The sequence below is a fragment of the Sphingomonas rhamnosi genome (assembly GCF_036663615.1).
Classification (GTDB): domain Bacteria; phylum Pseudomonadota; class Alphaproteobacteria; order Sphingomonadales; family Sphingomonadaceae; genus Sphingomonas.
This window is the reverse complement of record NZ_JAXOJJ010000001.1, coordinates 894,884-921,580: the sequence shown is the minus strand read 5'-3', so window position 1 is coordinate 921,580 and position 26,697 is coordinate 894,884. Positions and strand designations below refer to the sequence as shown.

Sequence of the window (26,697 nt, the reverse complement as noted above, 5' to 3'; positions counted from 1 at the left end):
CCGCCGGTCGAGCTTGAAGGAGCCCGGATGTCCGACCACCCCCGCCTAGCGCCAGATCGCCCGTCCGATCTGGCCGCCCGCTTCACCGCTGTTCGCGACCTGTCGCTGGCACTCGCGGCACCGCTGTCGGATGCCGATGCGACCGTCCAGTCGATGCCCGATGCGTCGCCGACGAAGTGGCATCTGGCGCATACCAGCTGGTTCTTCGAGACGTTCGTGCTGCGTGATCACGTGCCGGGATACCAGTTGCACGACGCGCGCTTCCCGTTCCTGTTCAACAGCTATTACGAGGCCGAGGGGCGCCGTCATGCGCGCGACCGGCGCGGGATGGTGACGCGGCCGACTTTGGACGAGGTGCGCGCCTACCGTGCCGCGGTGGATGCCGCGCTGGTCGCAGCGCTGCCGTCGCTCGCACCCGAGGTGCGAGACCTGGTCGCGCTCGGCTGCCATCACGAGGAGCAGCATCAGGAGTTGCTGATCACCGACATTTGCCACCTGCTCTCGGAAAACCCGCTCGAGCCAGCGATGTGGCCAGCGGCGCGGAAAGTGCCGGTCGCGATGCCGGGTCCGATCGGCTGGATCGCGCATCCCGGCGGCATCGTGCAGGTCGGGCATGACGGAGACGGCTTCGCGTTCGATTGCGAGGGGCCGCGGCACGACGCGCTGCTGGCGCCCCACGCGATCGCCGACTGCACCGTTACCAACGGCGAATGGGCCGCGTTCATCGCCGATGGCGGCTATGCCGAGGCACGGCACTGGCTCGCCGACGGCTGGGCGTGGGTGAAGGCCGAAGGCATCACCGCGCCGATGTATTGGGAAGAGCGTGACGGGAGCTGGACACGGTTCGGGCTCGACGGACGGCGCGCGATCGACCCGGCGGCGCCGGTGACGCATGTCAGCTTCTTCGAGGCCGACGCCTATGCTGCATGGGCCGGCGCGCGGCTGCCAACCGAGTTCGAGTGGGAGGCAGCGGCGTCCGCGCACGATTCGAACGGCGGCAACCAGCTCGACGTCGCGGGCCCGTGCGAACCGCGACCTGCAGGCGGCTTTTTCGGCGATGTCTGGGAATGGACCGGCAGCGCGTACCGGCCCTACCCCGGCTTCAAGGCGGCCGAAGGCGCCGTCGGCGAGTATAACGGCAAGTTCATGAGCGGGCAGTTCGTGCTCCGTGGCGGCAGCTGCGCGACGCCCCGTGGCCATGCGCGCGCCAGCTATCGCAATTTCTTCTATCCGCACCAGCGCTGGCAGTTCACCGGCGTTCGGCTCGCAAAGGACATCTGATGCTGAAGCCCGAGATCGAGGACGGCGAACAGACGCTCGCCGACCCGCAGTTCCGTGCCGACGTGCTCGACGGGCTCACCCGCCGCCCGCGCGCGATTCCCGCTCGCTGGTTCTACGACCGGCGCGGATCGGAACTGTTCGAGGCGATCACCGACCTGCCCGAATATTATCCGACGCGGACCGAGGCGGGCATCCTGCGCACCGCGTCGCCCGAGGTCGCCCAGATCGCCGGCGCGGGCCGCGCGGTGGTCGAATTTGGATCGGGATCGTCGACCAAGACGCCGATCCTGCTCGATGCGGTGGCGCCGTCAGTCTATGTGCCGATCGACATTTCGGGCGATTTCCTGCGCGATTCATCGCGGGTGCTGTCGGCGCAGTTCCCTGATCTGCTGGTGCTGCCGTTCGAGGCGGATTTCATGCGGCCGCTGAGCCTGCCCAAGACGATCGCCGAGACGCCCAAGCTGGGGTTCTTTCCGGGCTCCACGATCGGCAACATGATCCCGCTGATGGCGGTCGACCTGTTGCGGACGATGCGCACGTCGCTCGGGCTTGGCGCCATGCTGCTAGTGGGGATGGACCGGATCAAGGATCCCGACATCCTCGTGCCGGCCTATGACGACGCGGCGGGGGTGACCGCGGCGTTCAACCTCAATCTACTCGCGCGGATCAACCGCGAGCTGCGCGGCACAATTCCGGTCGACGCGTTCCGCCACCGCGCGATCTGGAACGACGACCGCGCGCGGATCGAGATGCATCTGGAAGCGACGCGCGACGCCGATTTCACGATCGACGGGCGACCGTTTTCGATCGCCGCGGGCGAGAGCATCCACACCGAGAACAGCCACAAATACGGGCTGCGCGATGCAAAGATCCTGTTGCGATCGGGCGGATGGACGCCGATCGCGGAGTGGAGCGATCCGGATGGGTTGTTCTCGCTGTATCTGGCCGAGGCGCAGGCGGAGCGGCCGGCGCCGTAACAGGATCCCGTCACCCCAGCGCAGGCTGGGGTCTCCCGTTGCAGCGCGGCGCCCTTACCGCGCGAGATGCCAGCCTTCGCTGGCATGACGACATTGGAGCGGCCGACGCCCCGAGCTGCTCGTCAACCCGGGCCTGACCCGGGGTGACGATGTGAAAGATTACCGCCGCACCACCTGCGCCCGCCAGGTCATGATGTAGTTGGGATTGCCACGGCACTCGCCCATCGCGCTCTGTTCCGACAGCCGAAGCTTGGTGCCGTCCCAGACGAAGCTCTGCTGCACGCCGCAATCGCCGATGCCGCGGCCCTTGGCGTAGCTGCCCAGCACGCCGTCCGCGAAGCTGCCGTTGACGACGCTGCGCACCGCAGCCGGCGACTCCGCGCCGCTTTCGTCGAACCCCGATGGTGCGTCGACCTTGGCGGGCAAGACGGATTTCCCGTCGATCACGAACAGCGCGCCGGTCATGTTATACGCGCCGGTCGAGCACGGCAGGATCACCAGCGTCTTGCCGCCGCCGACCGCATGCGCCTCGGGCGAGAACACGCCAGTCTTGTCGTCGAGCAGGTCGCATTTGGCCTGTTTGCGCATCGTCGCCAGCTGCGCCGCGGTCGGTTTCGCGGCATCCCCCGTGATCGCGGGCGCGACGATGACCGGCAGCGGCGGCGCTTCGACGACGCGGGTCGCCCTGCCCTTGGCGACCAGCGCGTCGGGGGTTCCGGCGCGGCCCTGCACCGCATCGGCATAGCGCATCGCCGCCGCCGCACCTTTGAGCGAAATCGTCGCGACCGCCTTGTCCTCGCGGCCGCGCAGTTCGAGCCGGCGCCCCGTGGGCAGCGCCTGCGCGATCGCCAGCGACGATTCGCGGGTCAGCTTGGTCGCGATCTGCTTGCCGTCGACCCACAGGCTCGCGGGGCGGATCGCCTCGTCGCGCGAATCGATATAGACCTTGGTCTCGCCGTCGCCTTCGCGGACGATGTTGAGCGTGACGTTGTCGGCCTCGCCCTGTTCGGGCAGCAGCGATGCGAACGTGCAGCGCAGCCCGTTGTCGCAGCCCACCGTCCAGTCGCCGAACGTCTTCAACACGCCCTGCTTGGGCACCGCGCCGGTATCCGTGACGACGGGACCGGGTTCGGACACCAGCATGGGATCGGTCGCATTCTCCATCGACGTCTCGGCTGGCGTGGATTCGGCCGGGGGCGTCGCCACGGGTGTGGGCGACGGCGTCGGCTTCGGATCGGGCACGATGTCCGCGCTCGGCGGCGAGCAGGCGGCGACGGATAGCAGGAGCGGCAGAGCGAAACGGATCATGACACCCCTTTTAGCGGACTGCACAGCCGCGCCAAACCCGCTATCGGAGCCGCACACGATAAATCGAGAGGATCGAAATGCAGACGATAGGCGTGATCGGGGCGGGGCAGATGGGCGCGGGGATCGCGCAGGTGTCGGCGCAGGCGGGCTACCGGGTGCTGCTCGCCGACGTCTCGCGCGAGCGCGCCGAGGCCGGCAAGGCGGGAATCGCCAAGGCGCTGGCGCGGCTGATCGAGAAGGAGAAGATCACCGCCGCCGCGCGCGACGCGACGCTGGCCAACATCGAACCGGTCGATGGCGTCGCGGCGATGGGCGCCTGCGCCATCGTCGTCGAGGCGGCGACCGAGCGGGAGGCGATCAAGCGCGCGATCTTCGCCGAGGTCGCCAAGGTGCTGGGGCCGGACGCAATCCTGGCGTCGAACACCTCGTCGATCCCGATCACCCGCCTCGCCCAGGCGGCCCATGACCCGGCGCGGTTCATGGGGGTGCATTTCTTCAACCCTGTCCCCGTGATGCGGCCGATCGAACTGATCCGTGGCCTCGCCACGTCGGACGCCACCGTCGCCGCGGTCGAGGCCTATGCGCAGACGCTCGGCAAGCAGGTGGTGCACGCCAACGACGCGCCCGGCTTCATCGTCAACCGCGTGCTGATGCCGATGATCAACGAGGCGTGTTTCGCGCTCGGTGAGGGTGTCGCGACGGTGCAGGACATCGATCTGGCCTGCCAGCTTGGGCTCAACCATCCGATGGGGCCTCTGACGCTCGCCGACTTCATCGGGCTCGACACCTGCCTCGAAATCACGCGCGTGCTGTTCGAGGGAACCGGCGATCCGAAATTCCGGCCGGCGCCGGTGCTGGTGAAATATGTCGAGGCGGGCTGGTTCGGGCGCAAGACCAAGCGCGGCTTCTACGATTATTCGGGTGCCGAGCCCGTGCCGACCCGGTGAGCGGACCGAGCCGATGACCGATTCGCGAGGCTGGCCGTCGCTGCTCGGCGGCACCCTGCCCCCCGCCGCCGGGCGTACCGAACGCGCGCGGTTGCGGGAGGCCGCGCGCGCCGAGAGCGCACAGGCACGCGCCGAGGCGGCGCTGGCCCGTGCCGAGGAACGGGCGGCGCAACGGCAGGCGCAGGTCGAGGACCGCGAACGCGCGCGGCAGGAGCGCGCCGTGGCGGAGACCGCGGTACTCGGCCTGCGCGCGTCGCAACTCGGGATCGACACCGGCGTCAAGCTGACCACCGGACGGCGGCGGCGGACCGGCAAGGAGGAGAAGGGTACCGGACGGCACGAGGAGCGCGACACCTCGGCCTATCGGACGGTCGTTGAACCCGAGCGCATCCGGGCGTTTGCCGGGCGCGGGGTGTCGGTGGCGGGAATCGCCGCGGCGTTCGGGCTGAGCGAGGCGGAGGTCGAGGCGGCGTTGGACTACCGGGACTGAGGAGGCGTGGACTGGGTCCGGCTTCGCCCCCGCGCTCTTGCCCCCAATTCCGTTTCGCCCTGAGCGCAGTCGAAGGGCCCGTGTTCGTGTCGGGTGCTTCGACTTCGCTCAGCACGAACGGGTTGGGGGGTACGGCGCCGTCTGCACCGACGGTGGACAGGAGCGGCTAGGGCTTCCGGAACTTATACACGAACTGATCGGTCCGCCCGCGGATTGCCGGGTCGAACACCGGCTTGCTATGGTCGTCCGCCGGATTGGCGAGCACGCTCGATTGGCCCACGAACCGGAAGCCGACCGATTCGATCTGGCTCTTCACGACCGTCGGATCGATCCGGTGGCGCGTCTCGGTGCCGGCGAGCCCGGTGCCCGCGGCGTCGGCATGGTCGATCACCACATAGGTGCCGCCCTTTTTCAGCAGCTTGAACACTGCGGCGTCGAGCGCGCGCAACGCAGGCTCGCCCGCACCCTTGTTCGGGATGTCGTGATAATTCTGCACGGTCCAGAACAGGTCAACCGGGCGGGTCGACGTGGGCAGGTTGGTGGGCGTGGCGACGAAGCGCATATTCGCTGTCATCATCGCATTGAAGGCGGGCATCGTCTTGATCGCGCGCTCGCTCATCGCGGCGGGCCACACCGCATCGACATGGCCCTTCGGCCCGACGATCCCGGTGAAGATCCGCGTCCAGTAATATTTCGCGCCGGGCAGGAAATCGATCACCGTGTCGCCGGGCTTCACGCCCGAAAACGCGAGCACCGCGGCTGCCTTGCGCTTGGCGTCGTCGCCCTGCTGGTCGGCGCGCGCGGGGTTGGCGAGCGCCTTGGTCACCGCCGGCGACGCGGTCTGCGCGCTGGCCATACCGCTGGTGGTCACGCCGCTGGTGGCCACGACCGCGAGCGCGATCAGACTCGAACATGCCTTCATCGTCCGTCTCCCAAACGGCCTCGGACACGACGCCAGGCCATAGGAACGATGATCGCGCCTCGCGGGCCGTCAGTCCAGATCGTTCTCGCTGATCACCACCAGGTCCTGATCCGGATCGCGCGCAAGCGCGGTGACGGCAAGGCGCGCGATGGTGTCGGCGTGCTGGCGGACAATCGCGAGCGCACCCGAATCGGGCACCACCGTGCTGAGCGCTTCGAGCACGTCATACTGCACCGCGAACGTGTAGCGTGTGCCGCTCACCTCGCCCTCGAACTCGACCTGCCGCCGGTCGACATTGTCGTCGAGGGTTCGGGAATCGATCGTCACGCGGTCGTCGGCCATGCTATCCTCCGTTATAGCGACTCAACCCCGCGGCGCAGGGCGGTGTTCCGTCGCATGACGCTCTTGTGGCACCGACGGCATCGATCTGGCAGTACCGCGCGATGACCCACACAGACCGCCTCGCCGCATTGCGCGACCAACTCGCCCGCCAAGACCTCGACGGCTTCGTCGTACCGCTGACCGACGAGCATATGAGCGAATATGTCGGCGGCTATGCGCAGCGGCTCGGCTGGCTGACCGGGTTCGAGGGCTCGGCGGGCAGCGCCGCGGTGCTCGCCGACCGCGCCGCGATCTTCACCGACGGCCGCTACACGATCCAGGTCCGCGAACAGGTCGACGGCGCGGACTGGGAATACGCGCCGGTGCCGCAGACCAGCGTGTCGGCCTGGCTCGGGACCTACGCGCCCGAAGGCGGGCGGATCGGCTATGATCCCTGGCTGCACACCGGCGCCTGGGTCGCGGAGGCGACCGCCGCGCTGGCCGATCGCGGCGCCACGCTGGTCGCGGTCCAGGCCAATCCGATCGACGCGATCTGGCCCGACCGTCCCGCCCCGTCCGACGCGATGCTGACGGTACAGGACGATGCGCTGGCGGGCGAGTCGTCGTCCGCCAAGCGCGCGGCGATCGCCGAATGGCTTGGCCAGCACCGCGCCGACGCGGTGGTGCTGTCCGCGCTCGATTCGATCGCCTGGGCGCTGAACGTGCGCGGGGAGGACGTCGCGCACACGCCGGTCGCGCTGTCCTATGCGATCGTCAACGCCGACGGCACCACCGACCTGTTCGTCGCGACCGAGAAGCTCGACGATACGGTCCGCCAGCATCTCGGCAACGCGGTGCGCGTGCACGATCGCAGCGCCTTTGCCGAGGCGCTCGGGGGCCATGCCGGCAAGCGCATCGCCGCCGACCCCGAACGTGCGGTCGCCGCGATCACGCAGGCGCTGGAGGCGGGCGGCGCCAAGGTGCTGGCGCTGCGGGATCCCGTGGTGCTCGCCAAGGCGTTGAAGAACCCGGTCGAGATCGCCGGGCACCGCGCGGCCTCGGCGCGCGACGGCGCCGCGCTCGCGCGCTTCCTGCGCTGGGTCGAGATCGAATGCGTGAAGGGCGGGCAGACCGAATTGTCCGCCGCCGCGAAACTGCTTCAGTTCCGCCAGGCCACCGGGCGGCTGTTGGACACGTCGTTCGACACCATCTCTGCGACCGGCGCGCATGGCGCGAGCCCGCATTACCACTGCACCGAAGAATCGAACGTGCCGATCGAGCGCGGCCAGCTCTATCTGGTCGATTCGGGCGGGCAATATGCCGACGGCACCACCGACGTGACCCGAGTCATGCCGATCGGCGAGCCGACCGACGAAATGCGCGACCGCTTCACCCGCGTGCTGAAGGGCCATATCGCGATCGCCACCGCGACATTTCCCGATGGCACGATGGGCGGCCAGATCGACGCATTCGCCAGGCGGCCGTTATGGGAGGCCGGACTCGATTTCGCGCACGGCACCGGCCACGGCATCGGCGCGTACCTGTCGGTGCACGAAGGGCCGCAACGGATCGCCGCGCCCAATTACCCCGGGGGCGCGGCGATGGAACCCTTACGCGCCGGCATGATGCTGTCGAATGAGCCCGGCTATTACAAGGCGGGCGAATACGGCATCCGCATCGAGAACCTGCTGCTGATCGAGGAGCGCGCGATTCCCGGCGCGGACCGCGCGATGCTGGGATTCGAGACGCTGACCTTCTGCCCGATCGAGCGCACGCTGATCGAACCGGCGCTGCTCACCCCGTCCGAACTGGCATGGTTGAACGCCTATCACACGCAGGTGCTGGCGGTACTGGGCCCGCAAATGGAGGGCGACGATCTCGCCTGGCTGCGCGCGAAATGCGCGCCGATCGGCTAGCGGTCGGGGACCGGTTCGGGGACGGGGTCGGATGTCGCCGCGGACGCTTCGCCGCGTGCCTGAACCTTGCGCTTGCGCAGGTTGGCGCGCAGCGCGGCGGCCATCTTCGCGGCCTTGTCGGCGGCCTTTTTCTCGGCATCGGTCATGCCGATCGGCCTACCAGCCGCCGACATCGCTTGACAACCGCGCCGCCCTCGTCTCTTAGCGCCACTCCGCCGGCAGCGATGCCGGCGAGTGCTGCCGTAGCTCAGTGGTAGAGCGCATCCTTGGTAAGGCTGAGGTCGTGAGTTCAATCCTCACCGGCAGCACCATTTTCCCCTTCCGACGCAACGATGGTCGGCCCGTCGGCTGCCCGATTGCGTTTTGTGCATTCGCACGCGCAGTCCTTGCGTTTGCGGCGATCGGGCGTGGGGTTCAGAAGACGGCATGTGCTGGGTTGCAGCAAAACCATGCGAGATTTTCGATGTTCAGCCTGATCGCTCTTTACCTGACCTATCGCCGCCAGCCTGTCGCCTCGACCGCGGCCACCGTGGCACCGGTCCCCGTCCGCGCCGGTAACGACACCCACGCCGTGTCGGCCGCCCGCGCCGCCTGAGCACTGCGGTGCGCACGACTGATGGTGGCGCACGCAACCTCGTGAAGACAGGGGCTTAGACCCCGTTGCACTTGCTCGCCGCGCCCGACATGAGGGCGCGCGGGCGATCGGCTCGACCGTTTCGAGACCGCGCCATGAGCCTTCGGCCCCCGCCTCTGACCGCCCGTCCGTCCGTCGTGGTCATCAGCGACCGGGTCGAAGACGGGCGCACCGCATCGGGCGACACGCCGCCGCCACGCTACGCTGAGCCCGTGCGGCGGCAGGACGGCGGCCCCGTCGCGGTGGCGGGCAGCTATCTCGAACGCCTGCCGCTCGCGCTCGTCGCCACCGGTATCGTCGAGCAGGCCGAGATCTGGCATCACTGGTGCGGCGACGGACCGGCGCCTTACGAGCGCGACTCCGACGTCCTTGCGCGCCGCGCGTTCCGCCTCGACCATGACGCAGCGCCGTTCGCCTCCGCCGCGATGGAGGATTTCGTCCGCCGCTACGGCGCGCCGCATATCCTGGTCGTCTATGGGCTGGGGGTGGCACCCGCGCTGCTCGCGCTGTGCGCGAACAGCGTCATCATCTACAATTCGATCGACGCGCCCGCGTTGCGCGTCCCGCCCGAGTGCAGCGCGCATTTCGATCTCGTGCTGACCGGCGCGCCGTGGCAGTCGGACGTGGTCGGAGCGCGCCACCCCGGCATCGCCACCGCGATCCTGCCGGTCGGGCCCGAGTTCGCCGCCGTCGACCAGTTCCGCCCGCTCGGCACGGCGAAGGACGTCGACCTGATCTACGTCGCGGCGGCGCAGGCCTATAAGCGGCACGACATCCTGTTCGACGCGTTGGCCAAACTACCGCGCGACGTCCGCGCGCTCTGCGTGTTCGGATACGGCGAGATGGCGGACGACTTGCGCCACCGCGCCGCCGAGCAACAGCTGTCGGTCGAGTTCGTCGGGCCGCCCGGGGTGGCGATCGAGGCGGTCAACCGGCTGATGAACCGCGCGCGGTTCGGCGTGGTCTGCGGCGTCGACGACGGCGCGCCGGCGATCCTGACCGAATATATGCTGGCCGGGTTGCCGGTGCTCGCCAACGCCGATCTGTCGTGCGGGCTGCAATATATCCTGCCTGAAACCGGGATCACCGCCACCGCGACGGAGTTTGCCGAGGCGATCATGCAGCTGCGCGCGACCGCATCCGAATACGCCCCCCGCGCGGTCGTGCTCGACCGCTGGACCTGGCCCCACAGCGTGGCCCGGCTGTCGCGCGTTATCGAAACCATCATGACATAGAGCAAGGACAGGCGGGGAACGTCGCCGTACCCGAAGCGCGAATCGCGGGCGACCGCTCACTCTCGCGGATCGGACCGACGTGACCGGGACTGCCCCATTCCCCACCCAAACCGACCCCCAGTCGCGGCCGCCGCTGATCTGCTTTTCGCACCTGCGCTGGGATTTCGTCACCCAGCGGCCGCAGCATCTGATGACCCGCTTCGCGGCGACCGCGCCGGTGTTCTATTGGGAAGAGCATATTCCCTGCGATCATCCGCTGCCGTTCCTCGAATATCATCCCTTCCCCGCCAACGGCGTGATCGCGCTGCGTCCGCGGCTGCCGCACTGGTGGTCGCGCGAACAGGTCGAGGCGGGTCTGCGCGATCTGCTCGACATGCTGGTCGGCTCCAGCGTGGCGGGGAAGCCGATCTTGTGGTTCTACACGCCGGCGATGATCGACGTCGCGCGCGACGTCGACGCCGCCGCGGTGGTGTACGACTGTATGGACGAGCTGTCGGCGTTCCGCTTCGCCGACCCGGCGCTGCTCGACCAGGAAGCGCGGCTGCTGGCGCGCGCGGATCTGGTCTTTACCGGCGGCTACAGCCTGTACGAGGCGAAGCGCGACCGGCATCCCGACGTCCACCCCTTCCCCTCCGCGGTCGATGTCGCGCATTTCGCGCAAGCCCGCGCGACGGTTGCCGAACCCGACGACCAGCGCGCCATCGCGGGGCCGAAGCTCGGTTTCTACGGCGTGATCGACGAGCGGATCGACCTGGCGCTGATCGACGCGATCGCGGTGGCGCGGCCCGACTGGTCGCTGGTGATGATCGGCCCGGTGGTGAAGATCGACCCCGCCGATCTGCCGCGGCGCGCGAACATCCATTGGCTGGGATCGCGCGGGTATGGCGAGTTGCCTGCCTATCTGTCTGGCTGGGACGTCGCGCTGATGCCGTTCGCGATCAACGCCGCGACGCGGTTCATCAGCCCGACCAAGACGCCCGAATATCTGGCGGGCGGCTTGCCGGTGGTGTCGACGCCGATCGTCGACGTGGTGCGCCATTATGGCGATCTCGACGCGGTCGCGATCGCACGCGACGCGGCAGGCTTCGTCACGGCGTGCGAGGCTGCGTTGGCGCTGCCCGCCGAAGGGGCGTGGCGCGACCAGGCCGACGTCGTCCTCGCGGGCCAGTCGTGGGACGATACGCAAGGAGCGATGGCGCGCGAGATCGGCCGCGTCCTGCGCGGCGAGGCGCGCACCGCCCCGCGCCCGCATTACGACACGCTGATCGTCGGCGCGGGGTTTGCCGGCGCGGTGCTCGCCGAGCGACTGGCCGCGGACTCGGGCCAGCGCGTGCTGGTGATCGACCGGCGCCCGCATATCGGAGGCAACGCCTATGACGAGCATGACGCCGCCGGCGTGCTGGTCCACCGCTATGGCCCGCACATCTTCCACACCAATTCGCAGGACGTGTTCGCCTATCTGTCGAACTTCACACAGTGGCGGCCGTACCAGCACCGCGTGCTGGCGGACGTGGCCGGTGACCTGGTGCCGATCCCGATCAACCGCACCACGCTCAACCAGCTGTACGGCCTGTCGCTCGAGACCGACGAAGCCGCCGCGGCGTTCCTCGCCACCCGCGCGGAACCGGTGGCCGAGATCCGCACGTCGGAGGACGTCGTCGTCTCCGCGGTGGGGCGCGAGCTCTACGAGACGTTCTTCCGCGGATATACCCGGAAGCAATGGGGGCTCGACCCGTCCGAACTCGACCGCGCGGTGACGGCGCGCGTGCCGACGCGGACCTCGACCGACGATCGCTATTTCGCCGACCGGTTCCAGGCGATGCCGGCGCAAGGCTATACCAAGATGTTCGAAGCGATGCTCGATCATCCCGGCATCGCGACCGAGCTGGGCGTCGAATATCGCGACGTCATCGCGCGCGTGGATTGCGACCACATCGTCTTCACCGGGCCGATCGACGAATATTTCGATTTCCGCTTCGGCAAGCTGCCCTATCGCAGCCTGGAATTCGTTCACGAGACGCACGACGTCGCGCAGTTCCAGCCGGTCGCGGTGGTCAACTACCCGCATGAAGCGGTGCCGCACACGCGGATCACCGAATACAAGCATCTGACCGGTCAGGTGCATCCGCAGACCAGCATCACCTATGAGATTCCGAGCGCTGAGGGGGACCCCTATTACCCGATCCCGCGGCCCGAGAATCAGGCGCTGTTCAAACGCTACGAGGCGCTGGCGGATGCAGAACCGGGCGTGACGTTCGTCGGGCGGCTGGCGACCTATCGTTATTACAACATGGACCAGGTGGTCGGGCAGGCGCTGGCGACCTATCGCCGGATGCGCGACCGCATGACCGTAGGTCAGATCCGCGAAGCCGCCGAATGACGCGGCTCTGTCTGCTGACCGACAGCGCCGCGCCGTCGGGCGTCGGCGAACACATGCTGACGCTGGCGGCGGGGATGCGCGATCTCGACATCGTCGTTGCCGGGCGTGCGGGCACCGGACTGCTCGATCGCGCCGCGGCGGACGGGCTGGCGGTCAAGGCGCTGGACGACGATCACGCCGCGCTGACGCGGTGGCTGAAGCGGACAGCCCCCGACCTCGTCCATGTCCATGCCGGGATCGGCTGGGAGGGCAATGCCGCGGTACGCGCCGCCGCCGAGGCCGGCGTTCCCGTGATCCGCACCGAGCATCTCCCCTATCTGCTGACCGACGACGCGCAGCGCGCCGACCACCGCGACGCCGCGACCGGCCTCGCAAGGCTGATCTGCGTTTCGGATGCGGTCGCCGCGAGCCATCACGATGCCGGGATCGACGCGGGTCTGGTCCAGACGATCCACAACGGCGTTCCTGCGCGCACGCCGACCCGGTCGCGTGAAGCGCTGCGCGCCGAATGGGGCGTCGGCGACGCGCCCGTATTGCTGATGATCGCGCGGTTCGCCGAACAGAAGGGCCACCGTCGCCTGCTCGACGCGCTGCCGGCGATCCGCGCCGCGCATCCGGACTGTATCGTCCTCTTGGCGGGCGACGGGCCGCTGTTGACGCCGATCGCGCGCGCGGTTGCCGCCAACGGACTGGCGGGCACGGTGCGGATGCTCGGCAACCGCCGCGACGTCGCCGACCTGATGGCGATGGCCGATCTGCTGCTGTTGCCTTCCGCGTTCGAGGGTCTGTCGCTCGCCGCGCTCGAGGCGATGGCGGCAGGGCTGCCGATCGTCGCGACCGACGCGCCGGGCAATGCCGAGGCGATCGAGGACGGCGTCACCGGACGGCTGAGCGCCGCCGATCCCGCGAGCTTCGCCGCAGCCGTGGTGGCGACGCTCGACGACCGCGCCGCGCTGGCTGCGATGGGCGATGCCGCGCGCGACCGGCACGCGCAGCTTTTCACCGCCGATCGCATGATCGCCGATACCCGCGCGGTCTATGCCGCCACTCAAGATACAACACAGGGAACACGCGTGGAGCGGACACGGATAGGATTCATCGGCGCGGGCGGGATCGCGCATCGCCACTTCGGCGTGCTCGAACAGTTTGACGACGTGACGATCGTAGCGGTCGCCGATGTCGATTTTGCCCGCGCGACCGACGCCGCCGCGCGGTTCGGCGCGCGGGCGTTCGACGATGCCGCGGCGATGCTCGCGGACGTCGAACTCGACGCGCTGTTCATCTGCGTGCCGCCGTTCGCGCATGGCGAACCCGAGCGTCTCGCAATCGACGCCGGTCTGCCCTTCTTCGTCGAGAAGCCGGTCGCGCTCGACCTCGGCACCGCGGAGGACGTCGCGGCGTCGGTTGAGCGGCTCGGGCTGGTCACCGCGGTCGGCTATCACTGGCGTTATCTCGACACCGTCGACGAAGTCCGCGCGCTGCTCGCGGCGACGCCGGCGCGGTTGCTATCGGGCTATTGGCTCGATTCGACCCCGCCGCCGCGCTGGTGGTGGAAGAAGGACGCGTCGGGCGGGCAGATGCTCGAACAGACCACGCATCTGGTCGATCTCGCGCGCTATCTCGTCGGCGACGTGGTGCGTGTCTATGGCCAGTCAGGGCATGTCGACCGCGCCGCCTTCCCCGGGCTCGACGTCGCGACGACCAGCACGGCGATGATCACCTTTGCGAGCGGCGCGATCGCCAATTTCGCCTCGACCTGCCTGCTCAACTGGAACCACAAGGTCGGGCTGCACCTTTACGGCGAGGGGCTCGCGATCGAGCTGACCGACCGCGACGTGATGATCGACATCGGTCGCGGCCGCCCGGTGCGTGGCAACGGCGCCGATCCGGTGATGCTGGAGGACCGCGACTTCATCGATGCGGTTCAGGGCAAGGAAAACCGGATTCGCTGCCCCTACCCCGCCGCGCTGGACACGCTTCGGCTTGCGCTGGCGATCGAACAATCGGCCGCCGAAGGCCGGGCGATCACGCTCGCCCCGACCCAGGCGGTGGCCTATGTCTGAGTGGCGCCACGTCCGCTCGCTTGGCGTCGAACGCCCGGGCCAGGCCTATTTCTTCGGCTATGACGAGGCCCCGCCCGCCGAGGGTCAGGTCCGGCTCGACCTGCTCTACACCGGGTTTTCCGCCGGGACCGAACTCACCTTCGTCAAGAACAGCAACCCGTATCTGCATTCGCGCTGGGACGCGGGGCGGGGCGTGTTCGTCGAGGGCGAGGCGAGCGCGCACTATCCGGTGCCGTTCCTCGGCTACATGGAATGCGCGCGCGTCAGCGACAGTCGGGTCGACGACTTTTCGCAGGGTGACGTCGTCGGCGCCGTGTTCGGGCACAAGACCGGGCACACCGCCGATCCGTTCAACGACCTGCTGGTGAAACTGCCGGCGGGGATGGACCCGATCCTGGGAATTTATGTCGGGCAAATGGGGCCGATCGCCGCCAACGGCATCCTCCACGCCGACGCCGAACTGCTCGGCCCCAACGTCGTCGGCCTCGGCGACGGCATCCGCGGCCGCCCCGTGCTGGTGATCGGCGCGGGCGTGGTCGGCATGCTGACCGCGCTGTTCGCGCAAGGCGCCGGCGCGAGCGAGGTCGTGATCGCCGATCCCTCCCCTTTCCGCCGCCTCCGCGCCGAATGCCTGGGGCTGACCGCGATGACCGAGGACCAGGCGTGGAACTACGCCAAGTCGCGCTGGCATCATGGCGGCGACGATCGTGGCGCCGACGTCGTGTTCCAGACACGCGCGGATGCGGCGAGCCTGCATGCCGCGATGCGCGCGCTCAGGCCGCAGGGCACGGTGATCGACCTGGCGTTCTACCATGGCGGCGCCGACCGGCTGCGGCTCGGCGAGGAGTTCCATCACAACGGGCTCAACCTGCGGTGCGCGCAGATCAACCGCGTACCGCGCGGGCTGGCGCAGCAATGGGACAAGCGGCGGCTGGCCAACGAGACCGTCAAGCTGTTGATGGCGCGCGGCGCCGAGATCCGCGCGCAGCTGATCACGCACGTCGTGCCCTATCACGACGCGCCCGGCTTTATCGCGCGGCTGGTCGGCGAGCGGCCGGAATTCCTGCAGATCGTCTTCAAGGTCGCCGACTAGCCGCCCGTACCCGTCACCCCGGCCTTGAGCCGGGGTCCCGCTTCTTCTTCGTCGCACAGAAGCGGGACCCCGGGTCGAGCCCGGGGTGACGGGTTCATTCGTACGTCTCGCACCGAAGAGAAAACCACTGCTTCCACACGCTCCACACGACGCTGAACGCCCGATCCGTATCTTGTTCGTCTTCGCCTGGCTGGTGGTCGGCGGCGAGGAGACCGAGGTGCGGCTGCTTGCACAGACGCTAGACCCGGCGCGCTACACGCTCGACGTCGTCGCCTGCTTCCGCAAGGAGGGCATGCCCGAACAGACGCATGCGCAGCTGGAGGCGGCCGGCGTCCCCGTCGACCGCACGCCGTACGCGCTCGGCTATGACGAGACCGTCGCGTATCTGGCCAGCAAGATCCCGGCGTACGATCTGATCGTATCGTGCCAGAACGTCGCCGACATCTATCCGGCACTGGAGCGGCTGCACCTACGCCCGCCGCTGATCGAGCATGGCGGGCTGGTGTCCGAGGCGCTGGCGGGTCCCAAGCATTTCACCGCGCGCTATGTCGGCGTGTGCGCGTCGATCCGCGATGCCGCCGCAAGTCGGATGCCCGACCGTCCGCATCATGCGGTCGAGATCCCGTCGATGGTCGATACCGCCGCGTTCGATCCGGCGATGCGCGCACCGACGCGCGCCGCGCTCGGCATCGCCGATGGCGTCCCGCTGATCGGCTGGCTCGGACGGCTCGACCCGAAGAAGCGCGTCGAGGATTTCATCGACGCCGCCGCGTTGGTTCATGCGCGACGCCCCGACGCACGCTTCGTCGTGATCGGCGGCCCCGACGCGTTCCTGCCGGACTATGCGGTCGCGTTGCGCACGCGGGCGACGGCCCTCGGCCTCGACCGAGTCCTGACCTTCCTCGGCGACCGCGCCGACGTGCCGGCCTTGCTGTCGGCACTCGACGCGTTCGTGTGGCTGTCGCGCGGCGAGGGCATGCCGCATGTCATCGCCGAAGCGGGCGCAGCCTCGCTTCCGGTCGTTGCGACCTGTGACAACGGGTCGGCCGAACAGATCGTCGACGGCGTCAGTGGGCTGTTCGTGCCGCATGAGGAACCACCGGCCGTCGCGGCCGCGCTTCTGCGGCTGATCGCCGACCCGGCCTATGCCGCGCGACTGGGCGAAGCGCTGCACGCGAAGATCGTCCGCGAATACGGGGTCGACGTCGTCGTGCCGCAATGGGAGACGCTGTTTGCCGCGGTCCTGGCCGAACGTCCACCGCTGCCCCGCCCGACCGGCCTGTTCCGCAGCGTCATCCAGGGCGGGTTCGAATGCTCGACGCACCGCCGCGCGCACGACCATGCGCGTGTCGACGTGATCGCCGCCAGTCATCACGACGTCCACGCCGAGCATGATTATCGCGCCCTCGCGGGCCACGGCATCCTGACCGTCCGCGACGGCCTGCGCTGGCACCTCATCGAGCGCGAACCCGGCCGCTACGACTGGTCGAGCCTCGAACGCCAGCGCGCCGCCGCCGCTGCGGTGGGGACCGAAGTGATCTGGGACCTGCTCCATTATGGCTGGCCGGACGATATCGATGTCTGGACCCCCGCCTTCGTCACGCGCTTTGCCGCCTTTGCCGCCGCCGCCGCGCGGCATTTGGGGCCGGCGGAGCCGAGCGCGCGCCGCTTCTACGCACCGGTCAACGAAATCTCGTTCCTCGCCTGGGGCGGCGGCGACGCGGCCTATCTCAACCCGTTCGCACGTGGACGCGGGCATGAGCTCAAGGTCCAACTGGCGCGCGCCTCGATCGCGTCGATGGAGGCGATCCTCGCGGTCGACCCCGCCGCGCGGTTCGTCCACGCCGACCCGGTGATCAACGTCGTCACCGATCGCTCACGCCCGCACGATGCCCCGGCCGCCGAAGGCCATAGGCTCGCGCAGTTCCAGGGCTGGGACATGATCGCAGGGCGTGCCTGGCCGCAGATCGGCGGGCGGCCGGAGCTGCTCGATATCGTCGGCGTCAATTTCTACCACAACAACCAGTGGATCCACGGCGGGCCGCCGCTCGCGTACGGCGATTCCCGCGGCCGGCCGTTCCGAGAGATCCTGGCGGACACCTATGCGCGCTATGGCCGCCCGATCTTCGTCGCGGAAACGGGAATCGAGGGCGACGCGCGCGCACCATGGCTGCAGTCGATCCTGACAGAGGTGCAGGCGGCGATCGCGATGGGCGTGCCGGTCGAGGGGGTGTGCCTGTACCCGGTGCTCGACCATCCCGGCTGGGACGACGACCGCTATTGCCCGAATGGGCTGCTGACCCACGCGCCGCACGCCGCGGGCCGCATTGCCGACCCGGCGCTGGCGGCCGTGATCGACGCGTTCACGGCGGCGACCGCGTAGGCGCGCGCCGCCCGCCGCACCCTGCCCCCACCCGCGCCGTGGTTGCGTCGTGTCACAAAGGTTTCAGATACGACGCCTAGCCGCGTATCATGGATATTGGTTCGCTAACGAAATGGTCGCGCAGCATCGTTGCGCGGATGATGATCCCGGTCGTGCTGATGCTGGTGCTCGTGTGTCTGCTCGGGCTGGTGGGGATAGGCACGCGGTCGCGGCTGCACCGGTCCTATGCCGATCTCGCGCGGACCGAGCTGGTCCGCAACGACCTGACCGAAGTCCGCTCGCTGAGCCGGTCGTTGCAGCGCGACGCGCTCAATTTCCTGATCGAGGCCGATGCCGCCGAACTGCGCGTTCTCCACGGCAAGTTCACCGGGCGATCGCATGACATGCGCGCGCGACTGCGGATGCTCGCGGCGTCGCCCGATTTCGCGCACGCGCCCGAAGCGCGGCGGTACATGCAGACGCAGTATCGCGTTCTCGACCGGCTGGCGGCGGTGGCGCGCGAGGTCCGGCGGGGCGCACCGAGACAGGCGCTGCAGACCTTCCGCACCGACGTGCGGCCCAACGAACGCGAAGCGTCGACGATCGCGGATCGCCTGATCGCCGCGCAGGACGCCGCGGTCGCGCGGCTGACCCGGCGCACGCAGGCGGTCGAGCACGAGGAGCTCGTCATCAACCTGGTGGCGAGCCTGTCGCTGTTTCTGGCCGCGGCGATCGCCACGTTCCTGATCGCGCGGCGATGGGTGGTCCGCCCGCTGACCGATATCGAACACGAGATGGCCCGGGTGGCGCGCGGCGAGACCGATGGCGGCACGCCGCACGTCGATCGCCAGGACGAGCTGGGCCGCATGGCGCGCGCGATCGATGTGTTCCGCAGCTCGATCGCCGACCGCGAACGGCTGCGCGGCGACCAGGAACGGCGCCGCGCCGCGGATATGGCGGCAGAGGCGCACCAGCATGAGCTGCGGCGCGCCGGCGAGGCACGCGATGCCGCGCGGAGCGAGGCGATCGCAGCGGCGGCCCGCAGTTTCGAGGCGCAGATCGCCGAGGTGCTCAGCCGGCTGCGCAGCGCGGCAGGCGACCTGTCGGCGACTTCCGTCGAGCTTGCCGGGCATTCGCGCTCCGCGATCACCGTGATCGCCGACGTCGAAGCCGCGGTCACGCGCGCGGCGGGCGGCGCCGCCGACATCGCCACCGCGACGCACCAGTTCATGACCGCGATCCAGCAGGCCAGCGTCGGCACGCGGCGCTCGGCGGTGCTAAGCGCGCAGGCCGCCGAACAATCGGCCGCGGTCGCCGATCGCATGGCGCGGGTCCGCGCGCATGCGCTGACGATCGGGACGGTCGCCGAGCTGATCGCGGGGATCGCCAAGCAGACCAACCTGCTGTCGCTCAACGCGACGATCGAGGCGGCGCGCGCCGGCGAGGTCGGGGTCGGCTTTGCGGTCGTGGCGGGCGAGATCAAGGCGCTGGCAGGGCGCACCGCGCGCGCGACCGACGAGGTCGCCGGGCAGATCGCCGAATTGCAGAGCGCGGCGCACGATGCCGCCGACAGCCTGGCGGCGATCGCCGCGATGATCGCCGAGATGGCGCAGAGCTCGGACACGCTTGCCGCCAGCATCGACGAACAGATCGAAAGCGGCCAGGTCATCGACCGCAACATCGCCGGCGCGGCGCGCGACCTCGACGTCGTCGACCAGAGCGTCGCCGAGGTCGCCTCCGCCGCGGCGGGCGTCGACGGCCTGGCGACGGGCGTCAAACGCGATGCCTCGGCGTTGGAAACCAGTGCCGCGGAAATCGACCGCGCGCTTAGCGCGTTCTTCGCAGCGCTGCATCTTGCGGATCGCGCGGCCGCGGCATGACGCGCTGCCCCGCGACACCGACGATCGCCTCCGTCCCCGCCAGCGAGGCGAAACATCGGGTGACCGCGTCGGCAGAGCCGCGCAGTTGCCCGTCGACCGGGCTTTGTCTATCAATATCCGCCATGATCGACAGCCCCGTGAAACTGATCCGTCCACGTCGCCACGGCGATGCGCGTGGCTGGTTTACTGAAGTGTACAACGTCGAGACCTTTGCCGCGATCGGCATCGATTGTCGGTTCGTCCAGGACAATCATTCGCTGTCGGTCCCGGCGTTCACGCTGCGCGGCCTGCACTTTCAGACCCCGCCGCACGGACAGGACAAGCTGGTCCGGTGCATTCGCGGCCGCATCTTCGACGTCGCGGTCGATCTTCGGGCCGAATCCCCGACCTATGGCAAATGGGTCGGCACCGAACTGTCCGCCGACAACGGGCACCAGCTGTTCGTGCCGGTGGGGTTCGCGCACGCGTTCGTCACGCTCGAGCCGGACTGCGAGGTGTCGTACAAATGCTCCGATCTCTACGCGCCCGATTGCGACGGCGGCGTACGGTGGGACGATGCGACGATCGGGATCGACTGGCCGCTGCCGGCGGGTACGAAACCCGAACTGTCGGCCAAGGATGCTGCATTGCCGGCACTGTCGGCATTCAACTCGCCGTTCGTCTATGACGGCCGGCCACTTCTCGACCTGGAATAGGGGCCACTCTCATGCGGATCTTCGTCACCGGCGGCGCCGGCTTCATCGGCTCGGCATTGGTCCGTCACCTGATCGAGAACACCGCGCACGACGTTCTGAACTTCGATGCGCTCACCTATGCCGGAACGCTGTCGACCGTCGAGAGCGTCGCGGACAGCGATCGATACCGTTTCGTGCACGGCGACATCTGCGACGCGCAGGCGGTCCGCGCCGCGATTGCGGAATTCAGGCCCGACGTGATCACGCATCTCGCCGCGGAAAGCCATGTCGATCGGTCGATCGACGGCCCCGGCGCCTTCGTCCATACCAACATCGTCGGCACCTTCACGATGCTGTCCGAAGCGCGCGCCTATTGGCTCGGGCTCGACGACGACGCCAAGGCGCGCTTCCGGTTCCATCACATCTCGACCGATGAAGTTTACGGCTCGCTGGGCGACGACGGCCTGTTTACCGAAGAGACGCCCTATGATCCGCGCTCGCCCTATTCGGCGTCGAAGGCCGGGTCCGATCATCTGGTCAGTGCCTGGGGCCATACCTATGGCCTGCCGGTTCTGATCACCAACTGCTCGAACAATTACGGGCCGTACCACTTCCCCGAGAAGCTGATCCCGCTGGTGATCGTCAAGGCGCTCGCTGGCGAAACGCTGCCGATCTACGGCAAGGGCGATCAGATCCGCGACTGGCTGTACGTCGAGGATCACGTCCGCGCGCTGCAGGCGGTGTTCGAGACCGGCAAGGTGGGGCGCACCTACAATGTCGGCGGCCACAACGAAAAGCGCAACCTGGAGGTCGTCGAGACGATCTGCACGATCCTCGATCGGTTGCGGCCGCGCGCCGACGGCGCATCCTATGCGACCCAGATCGGCTATGTCGCCGACCGTCCGGGCCACGACAAGCGCTACGCGATCGACGCCGGGCGCATCCACGACGAACTCGGCTGGGCCCCGGCCGAAACGTTCGAAAGCGGCATCGAGAAGACCGTCACCTGGTATCTCGGGAACGAATCGTGGTGGCGCGCGATCGTCGACCGGCATCAGGCCGACCAGCGTCGCGGGCTTGCCGCATGAAACGCGTCCTGGTCACCGGCGGCAACGGACAGCTCGGCACCGAATTGCGTCGCCATCACTGGCCCGACGGCTGGACGGTGACCGCGATCGACATCGACGCGCTCGACCTGCGCGATCCCGCGGCGATCACCGCAATGGTCGAATCGCAGCCGTGGGACGCCATCATCTCCGCCGGCGCCTATACCGCGGTCGACAAGGCCGAGACCGACAGCGTCACCGCCTGGGCGGTGAACGCGCTGGCGCCGGCCGCGTTTGCCACCGCCTGCGCCAAGGCCAGCATTCCGATCGTCCAGGTCTCGACCGACTATGTGTTCGACGGCGCGCGCGATGGCGCGTGGGAGGTTGACGACCCGGTCGCCCCGCTCGGCGTCTACGGCGCATCGAAGCTCGGCGGCGAGCTCGCGGTGCGGACCAGCGGCGCGCGCCACGTGATCGTGCGGACCGCGTGGGTCGTCAGCGCGCATGGCAGCAACTTCGTCAAGACGATGCTGCGCGTCGGTGCGACCACCTCGCCGCTGCGCGTGGTCGACGACCAGCGCGGCAGCCCGACCGCGGCGGCCGATCTCGCGGCGGCGCTGGCCACCATTGCGGTACGCCTGGCAGACGATCCCGCCGCGCCGACCGGAACCTATCATTTCAGCAACGCAGGCGCGGTGACCTGGGCCGGTTTCGCCCGCGAGATCTTCGCGCAGAGCGCGGCGCGCGGCGGCCCGAGCGCGGCGGTGGTCGGGATTCCGACCAGCGACTATCCGACCCCTGCCACGCGTCCCGCCAATTCGCTGTTGAGCCACGCCGCGATCATCCGCGACTATGGCATTCGCCCGGCGGCATGGCAGACCGGGCTCGCTAACATCCTCGACGAACTGATCGGAACACCACAGTGAAGGGCATCATTCTGGCCGGCGGATCCGGTACCCGGCTTCATCCAGCGACGCTCGCGGTGAACAAGCAGCTGCTGCCCGTCTACGACAAGCCGATGATCTATTATCCGCTGTCGGTGCTGATGCTCGCCGGCATCCGCGATATCCTGATCATCTCATCGCCCGAATTCATCGGCAATTACGAACGCTTGTTCGGGGACGGCAGCGCGTTCGGCCTGACGGTATCCTATGCCGAGCAGCCGAGCCCCGACGGGCTGGCCCAGGCGTTCACGATCGGCCGCGATTTCATCGGCAGCGACAATGTCGCGCTGATCCTTGGCGACAACATCTTCTTCGGCGCGCATCTGACCAACCTGCTCGCCAGCGCGGTGGCCCGGACCGAGGGGGCGACCGTGTTCAGCTACCGTGTCGATGATCCCGAGCGCTACGGCGTCGTCGAACTGGGCAAGGACGGCAAGGCGCTGAGCCTGGAAGAGAAACCCGCATCGCCAAAATCGAACTGCGCGGTGACCGGGCTGTATTTCTACGACAACAAGGTCGTGGACTATGCCGCCAACCTGCAACCGTCGGCGCGCGGCGAGCTCGAGATAACCGATCTCAACCGCCTCTACATGGAGGCGGGCGACCTGTACGTCGAGCAAATGGGTCGCGGCTATGCATGGCTGGACACCGGCACGCACGACAGCCTGCTTGAAGCGAGCGAATTCGTCCGCACGATCCAGCATCGCCAGGGCATCCAGGTCGCCTGTCTGGAAGAAATCGCGTACGAAAATGGCTTCATCACGCGTGATCAGGCCGAAGCGCGCGGACAGATGTTCAGCAAGACCGCCTATGGCCGCGCGATTCTTGCAGCGATCGCGTAACGACCGGGGAGACGCGCGCCGACGGCGGCCCTAGTGCGCCCATCGAGGACGGGCGCGTCAAAACCGTCGTCATAGCGACAACCCTGATCGCGAAGATGCGTGGCGGCGGGATCAGACGGGGTCGATCAACGGCGTATCGTTAAAGCTGCGGTCCGGTCTACACATTGCCCGGATAGGATCGGAGCCGCCGACGGCTGCGGAGAGCCCTTCGCGCCCGCGTAGCTTTTTTACCTCTCTCTTCTACGACCGGCATACCGGCAGCAGCCGAGCCACTTCCCTGCGCATTCAGGAGCCCCGATGCCCGAGCCACGGTCCGATCCCGCGTTGCCGCCGGTCCTGATGCGGTACGCCGTCTATATCGTCATCGTGACGGCGTTTTTGCGGCTGGGGTTTCCCGGCAACGGCACGCCGCTCTATCTCTTCCGGAGCCAGGATCTGACGAGCTTGGTGCTGATCGCGGCCATGCTGGTCGGGATCGCGGTAACGCTGGGGCGCGGTCGCATCATACCCCCTCCGGTCGTACCCCACCGGTTCGTTCCCGGGCTGATCATCGCCCTGATCGTCGTGCTGTGCGCGCTCGGCGCCTGGCTGGTGTTCGGCAACTACGCCTTTTCCCGCGACGAAGTCATGGCGGAGTTCGATGCCGATATCCTGCGCACCGGCCGGTTGATGGTACGCGCGGCGCCGGGCTGGATCGGCTATACCGATGCGCTCATCCCGCTGTTCCGCCACGAGGTGCCGGGGAACGTGGCCTGGATGTCGGACTATCTCCCCGGCAACGCGCTGCTGCGCGCGCTTGCCGACCGGACGGTCGGCCGGACCTATGCCAGCCCGTTGCTGGCAGCGCTCGCGGCGTTCGCGTTGTACCGGGTCGCACGCCGTCTGTGGCCGCAGGCGCCGGCCGCGCCGACACTGGCGCCGCTGCTCGCGCTGGTGCTCCTCGCAACCTCCCCCCAATTCCTCGTCACCGCGATGACGCCCTTTGCGATGACCGCGCATCTCGCGCTCAACATGGTGTGGCTGTGGTGCTTCCTCCGCGATGACCGGCGCGGCGTAGCGGGCGGCCTGGCGGTCGGGTTTCTGGCCACCGGGCTGCATCAGCTTGTCTTCCACCCCCTGTTCGTGCTGCCGTTCGTGATCGAGTTGCTGATCACCAAACGCTGGGCGCGCGCCGCCGCATACGGCGTCGGTTACGCAGCGATCGGCCTGTTCTGGATCAGCTATTGGCATGTCGCCTATGCGCTCAACGGCATCGTCGATGACGGTGGTGGCGCTGCGGCGAGCGGCGTCGTGCGGCTCGGCCAGGTCGTCATGACGCTGGCCAGCCAGTTCGACCTGGGCAGCATCATCCTCATGCTGCTCAACCTACTCAGGCTGATCGCATGGCAGCATATCCTGATCATTCCTCTGGCGCTGCTGGCCTGGCCTGCGGTGCGGCGTGGCGACGGGATCGCCCGTCCGCTCGCCGGCGGAATCGTGCTGACCCTCGCGGTCGCGCTGGTGCTGATGGCCGATCAGGGCAATGGCTGGGGCTATCGCTACCAGCACGGACTGCTCGGCAATTTGTGCCTGCTGGCGGTCTATGGCTGGCAGGCCGTGGCAAAGGCGGCCGACGCGGCTCGGCTGCGCACCGCCATGCTGATGGCGACCGGGTTCACGCTGTTCGTCCTGCTGCCGCTCGACGTCACCGCGGCCTATCGGCTGGTGCGCCCCTATCGAACCGCGCATGCCATGATCCAGGGCGCGGCGACACCGATCGTGCTCGTCGACCCGGCCGGATCGATGACCGCGCAGGATCTGGTGCGCAACGCGCCCGATCTTCACAACCGGCCGCTGACCCTGGACCTCGGTCAGCTCGGCACCGCACAGCTGCGCGCGCTGTGCGCGCGCTATCCGATCGCGCTGTTCGCACGCCGCGAGGCCGCGATCGCTGGCATACCCGGCGATCCCCCCGCCGACCTACCGGATCACCGCCGCACGCTGGAGGCGATCGGCTGCCGGGTGGTTCGCCCTGCCGCATGGGCGAGCGCGCAGCCGGGGTGACCCGCGCGGCCGCGCCGATCATCGTTAACCAAGTCTTAGCGCCAGCGCGGTAGGTTCGATCGGTCACAGCGGAGGTTTCAATGCGCAACGAACGGATTGCCGATTTCCGCTTAGCGATCAAAGCCGGTCGATCGATCGACGTGACGATCGTCATGCCGTGCCTCAACGAGTTCGACTGCCTGCCGCACTGCATTGCCAATGCCCAAGACGCGCTGGCGGCGATCCAGACCCAGCTCGGCCTTTGCGGAGAGATCGTCATTGCCGACAACGGGTCGACCGACGGCAGCCAGGCGCTGGCCGCGTCGCTCGGTGCGCGGGTGGTCGCGGTGCCGCAGCGCGGGTATGGCGCGGCGCTGATCGGCGGGGCGAATGCTGCGTTCGGTCGCTATGTGCTGATGGGCGATGCCGACGGCAGCTACGATTTCACCGACGGCATCGCCATGATCCGGTCGCTGCACGACGGCGCCGAACTGTGCATGGGCTCCCGCTTCAAGGGCGGGATCGCGCCGGGCGCGATGCCGTGGAAGAACCGCCATATCGGCAACCCGGTGTTGACCGGCATCCTCAACATCCTGTTCCGCGCGCGGATCGACGATGCCCATTGTGGCCTGCGCGCGATCCGAAAGGACGCCTTCCTCGGTCTCGGCCTGACCGGCACCGGCATGGAATTCGCCAGCGAAATGGTGATCAAGGCTGCGCTCAAGCAGCTGACGATCACCCAGGCACCGGCCAAGCTGCTCGCCGATCTGCGCGATCGCCCGCCGCATCTGCGCCCGTGGCGCGACGGTTGGCGGCATCTGCGGTATCTGTTCATGCTGAGCCCGACCTGGCTGTTCGCGGTCCCGGGGGTCGCCGCGATGGGGATCGCCGCCTGCGTGCTGCTCGTGGCGCTCGCGCATCTGCTGGGCGCGTTGCACGGCGAAACCCCGTTCGGCACCAGCTGGACCATCGCCGCAGGGTTCCTGTTCACGACCGGGCATCTGGCAGCGATCCTGGCGCTCGCGACGCATTTGTCGAGTGTCCGGCAGGGGTATCGCCGGCTGGGACGCGTGCTGACGCGTCACGCGCGTGCGCTGACGCTCGAAACGATGCTGGCCGCCGGGGCGGCGATGATTCTGCTGTCGCTGATCGGCCTGTTGGGGATCGGCTCCTATTGGCGGAGCAGCGGCTTTGCGGCGTTGCCCAACACGCTGCCGCTAGTGCTCGCGGCACTGTTGGGCGCGGTCGGCGCGCAGAACGTGCTCGGCGGATTCCTGCTGGCAATCATCGCCGGGCATGAGGCCAAGTTCATGCCCGCCCCGCCGCTGGCCGCCCTGCCGCTCGTCGACGCGGCGTAATG

The 26,697-nt window shown here is 68.5% G+C and carries 22 protein-coding genes and 1 tRNA gene; 19 read left to right on the top strand and 4 right to left on the bottom strand.

Features of this window, described 5'->3' with window-relative positions; translation table 11 throughout:
- The first annotated feature begins 27 nt into the window (after nt 1-27).
- Entirely contained in the window at nt 28-1,281 is a 1,254-nt protein-coding gene (egtB, locus tag U1701_RS04520; RefSeq protein WP_332781320.1) for an ergothioneine biosynthesis protein EgtB, read from the top strand.
- Entirely contained in the window at nt 1,281-2,258 is a 978-nt protein-coding gene (gene egtD / locus U1701_RS04515) for an L-histidine N(alpha)-methyltransferase (protein ID WP_332781319.1), read from the top strand. Before egtB ends, egtD begins: the two co-directional genes overlap by 1 nt.
- A gap of 159 nt (nt 2,259-2,417) precedes the next feature.
- Here egtD and U1701_RS04510 read toward each other — a convergent pair whose 3' ends face one another.
- On the bottom strand, nt 2,418-3,566 hold the full coding sequence (locus tag U1701_RS04510; RefSeq protein WP_332781318.1) for a DUF1176 domain-containing protein: 1,149 nt from the start codon (nt 3,564-3,566) through the stop codon (nt 2,418-2,420).
- Nucleotides 3,567-3,643: 77 nt separating this feature from the next.
- Between U1701_RS04510 and U1701_RS04505 the strand changes: the two genes are divergently transcribed.
- Entirely contained in the window at nt 3,644-4,513 is an 870-nt protein-coding gene (locus U1701_RS04505) for a 3-hydroxyacyl-CoA dehydrogenase NAD-binding domain-containing protein (RefSeq protein ID WP_332781317.1), read from the top strand.
- A 13-nt stretch (nt 4,514-4,526) separates the two neighbouring features.
- Nucleotides 4,527-5,003 (top strand): hypothetical protein, encoded by a 477-nt coding sequence (locus U1701_RS04500; protein ID WP_332781316.1) that lies wholly within the window; start codon nt 4,527-4,529, stop codon nt 5,001-5,003.
- A 166-nt stretch (nt 5,004-5,169) separates the two neighbouring features.
- On the opposite strand, the gene U1701_RS04495 is transcribed toward U1701_RS04500, so the two are convergent.
- Together U1701_RS04495 and U1701_RS04490 are read right to left on the bottom strand one after the other, a co-directional pair.
- A complete protein-coding gene (locus tag U1701_RS04495; protein WP_332781315.1) occupies nt 5,170-5,925 on the bottom strand; it encodes a class I SAM-dependent methyltransferase in 756 nt (251 codons plus the stop codon).
- 69 nt (nt 5,926-5,994) lie between these two features.
- On the bottom strand, nt 5,995-6,267 hold the full coding sequence (locus tag U1701_RS04490; protein WP_332781314.1) for a DUF1488 family protein: 273 nt from the start codon (nt 6,265-6,267) through the stop codon (nt 5,995-5,997).
- A 101-nt stretch (nt 6,268-6,368) separates the two neighbouring features.
- On the opposite strand from U1701_RS04490, the gene U1701_RS04485 reads away from it, so the two are divergent.
- The gene (locus U1701_RS04485) at nt 6,369-8,162 is read left to right on the top strand and encodes an aminopeptidase P family protein (protein WP_332781313.1); all 1,794 of its coding nucleotides are present in this window, start codon (nt 6,369-6,371) and stop codon (nt 8,160-8,162) included.
- On the opposite strand, the gene U1701_RS04480 is transcribed toward U1701_RS04485, so the two are convergent.
- Nucleotides 8,159-8,308, bottom strand: coding sequence for a hypothetical protein (locus U1701_RS04480; protein ID WP_332781312.1), 150 nt, complete (start codon nt 8,306-8,308; stop codon nt 8,159-8,161). The genes U1701_RS04485 and U1701_RS04480 overlap by 4 nt on opposite strands.
- A 90-nt stretch (nt 8,309-8,398) precedes the next feature.
- Here U1701_RS04480 and U1701_RS04475 point away from each other — a divergent pair.
- From U1701_RS04475 to U1701_RS04410, 14 genes are all read left to right on the top strand, one after another.
- Nucleotides 8,399-8,473: transfer RNA gene (locus U1701_RS04475), tRNA-Thr, on the top strand.
- Nucleotides 8,446-8,757, top strand: a complete 312-nt coding sequence (locus U1701_RS04470; protein WP_332781311.1) for a hypothetical protein — start codon at nt 8,446-8,448, stop codon at nt 8,755-8,757. The genes U1701_RS04475 and U1701_RS04470 overlap by 28 nt, the downstream gene beginning before the upstream one ends.
- A 134-nt stretch (nt 8,758-8,891) precedes the next feature.
- Nucleotides 8,892-10,031 carry a glycosyltransferase gene (locus tag U1701_RS04465; RefSeq protein ID WP_332781310.1) on the top strand — a complete coding sequence of 380 codons (1,140 nt, stop codon included), beginning with the start codon at nt 8,892-8,894 and terminating at the stop codon, nt 10,029-10,031.
- A gap of 190 nt (nt 10,032-10,221) precedes the next feature.
- Nucleotides 10,222-12,411 (top strand): UDP-galactopyranose mutase, encoded by a 2,190-nt coding sequence (glf, locus tag U1701_RS04460; protein ID WP_443025994.1) that lies wholly within the window; start codon nt 10,222-10,224, stop codon nt 12,409-12,411.
- On the top strand, nt 12,408-14,474 hold the full coding sequence (locus tag U1701_RS04455; protein WP_332781308.1) for a glycosyltransferase: 2,067 nt from the start codon (nt 12,408-12,410) through the stop codon (nt 14,472-14,474). Before glf ends, U1701_RS04455 begins: the two co-directional genes overlap by 4 nt.
- Nucleotides 14,467-15,567, top strand: coding sequence for a zinc-dependent alcohol dehydrogenase (locus U1701_RS04450; protein WP_332781307.1), 1,101 nt, complete (start codon nt 14,467-14,469; stop codon nt 15,565-15,567). The genes U1701_RS04455 and U1701_RS04450 overlap by 8 nt, the downstream gene beginning before the upstream one ends.
- 172 nt (nt 15,568-15,739) lie before the next feature.
- Complete coding sequence (locus U1701_RS04445) at nt 15,740-17,950, top strand: glycosyltransferase (protein ID WP_332781306.1); 2,211 nt, start codon at nt 15,740-15,742, stop codon at nt 17,948-17,950.
- An 89-nt stretch (nt 17,951-18,039) separates the two neighbouring features.
- Complete coding sequence (locus U1701_RS04440; protein ID WP_332781305.1) at nt 18,040-19,809, top strand: methyl-accepting chemotaxis protein; 1,770 nt, start codon at nt 18,040-18,042, stop codon at nt 19,807-19,809.
- A 122-nt stretch (nt 19,810-19,931) separates the two neighbouring features.
- A complete protein-coding gene (rfbC, locus tag U1701_RS04435) occupies nt 19,932-20,504 on the top strand; it encodes a dTDP-4-dehydrorhamnose 3,5-epimerase (RefSeq protein ID WP_332781304.1) in 573 nt (190 codons plus the stop codon).
- A gap of 11 nt (nt 20,505-20,515) precedes the next feature.
- Nucleotides 20,516-21,571 (top strand): dTDP-glucose 4,6-dehydratase, encoded by a 1,056-nt coding sequence (gene rfbB / locus U1701_RS04430; RefSeq protein ID WP_332781303.1) that lies wholly within the window; start codon nt 20,516-20,518, stop codon nt 21,569-21,571.
- The gene (gene rfbD / locus U1701_RS04425; RefSeq protein ID WP_332781302.1) at nt 21,568-22,455 is read left to right on the top strand and encodes a dTDP-4-dehydrorhamnose reductase; all 888 of its coding nucleotides are present in this window, start codon (nt 21,568-21,570) and stop codon (nt 22,453-22,455) included. Before rfbB ends, rfbD begins: the two co-directional genes overlap by 4 nt.
- Nucleotides 22,452-23,315 carry a glucose-1-phosphate thymidylyltransferase RfbA gene (rfbA, locus tag U1701_RS04420; RefSeq protein WP_332781301.1) on the top strand — a complete coding sequence of 288 codons (864 nt, stop codon included), beginning with the start codon at nt 22,452-22,454 and terminating at the stop codon, nt 23,313-23,315. Before rfbD ends, rfbA begins: the two co-directional genes overlap by 4 nt.
- Before the next feature lie 297 nt (nt 23,316-23,612).
- The gene (locus tag U1701_RS04415) at nt 23,613-25,358 is read left to right on the top strand and encodes a hypothetical protein (RefSeq protein WP_332781300.1); all 1,746 of its coding nucleotides are present in this window, start codon (nt 23,613-23,615) and stop codon (nt 25,356-25,358) included.
- Between the two features lie 80 nt (nt 25,359-25,438).
- Nucleotides 25,439-26,695, top strand: a complete 1,257-nt coding sequence (locus U1701_RS04410; RefSeq protein ID WP_332781299.1) for a glycosyltransferase family 2 protein — start codon at nt 25,439-25,441, stop codon at nt 26,693-26,695.
- Nucleotides 26,696-26,697: the final 2 nt, after the last annotated feature.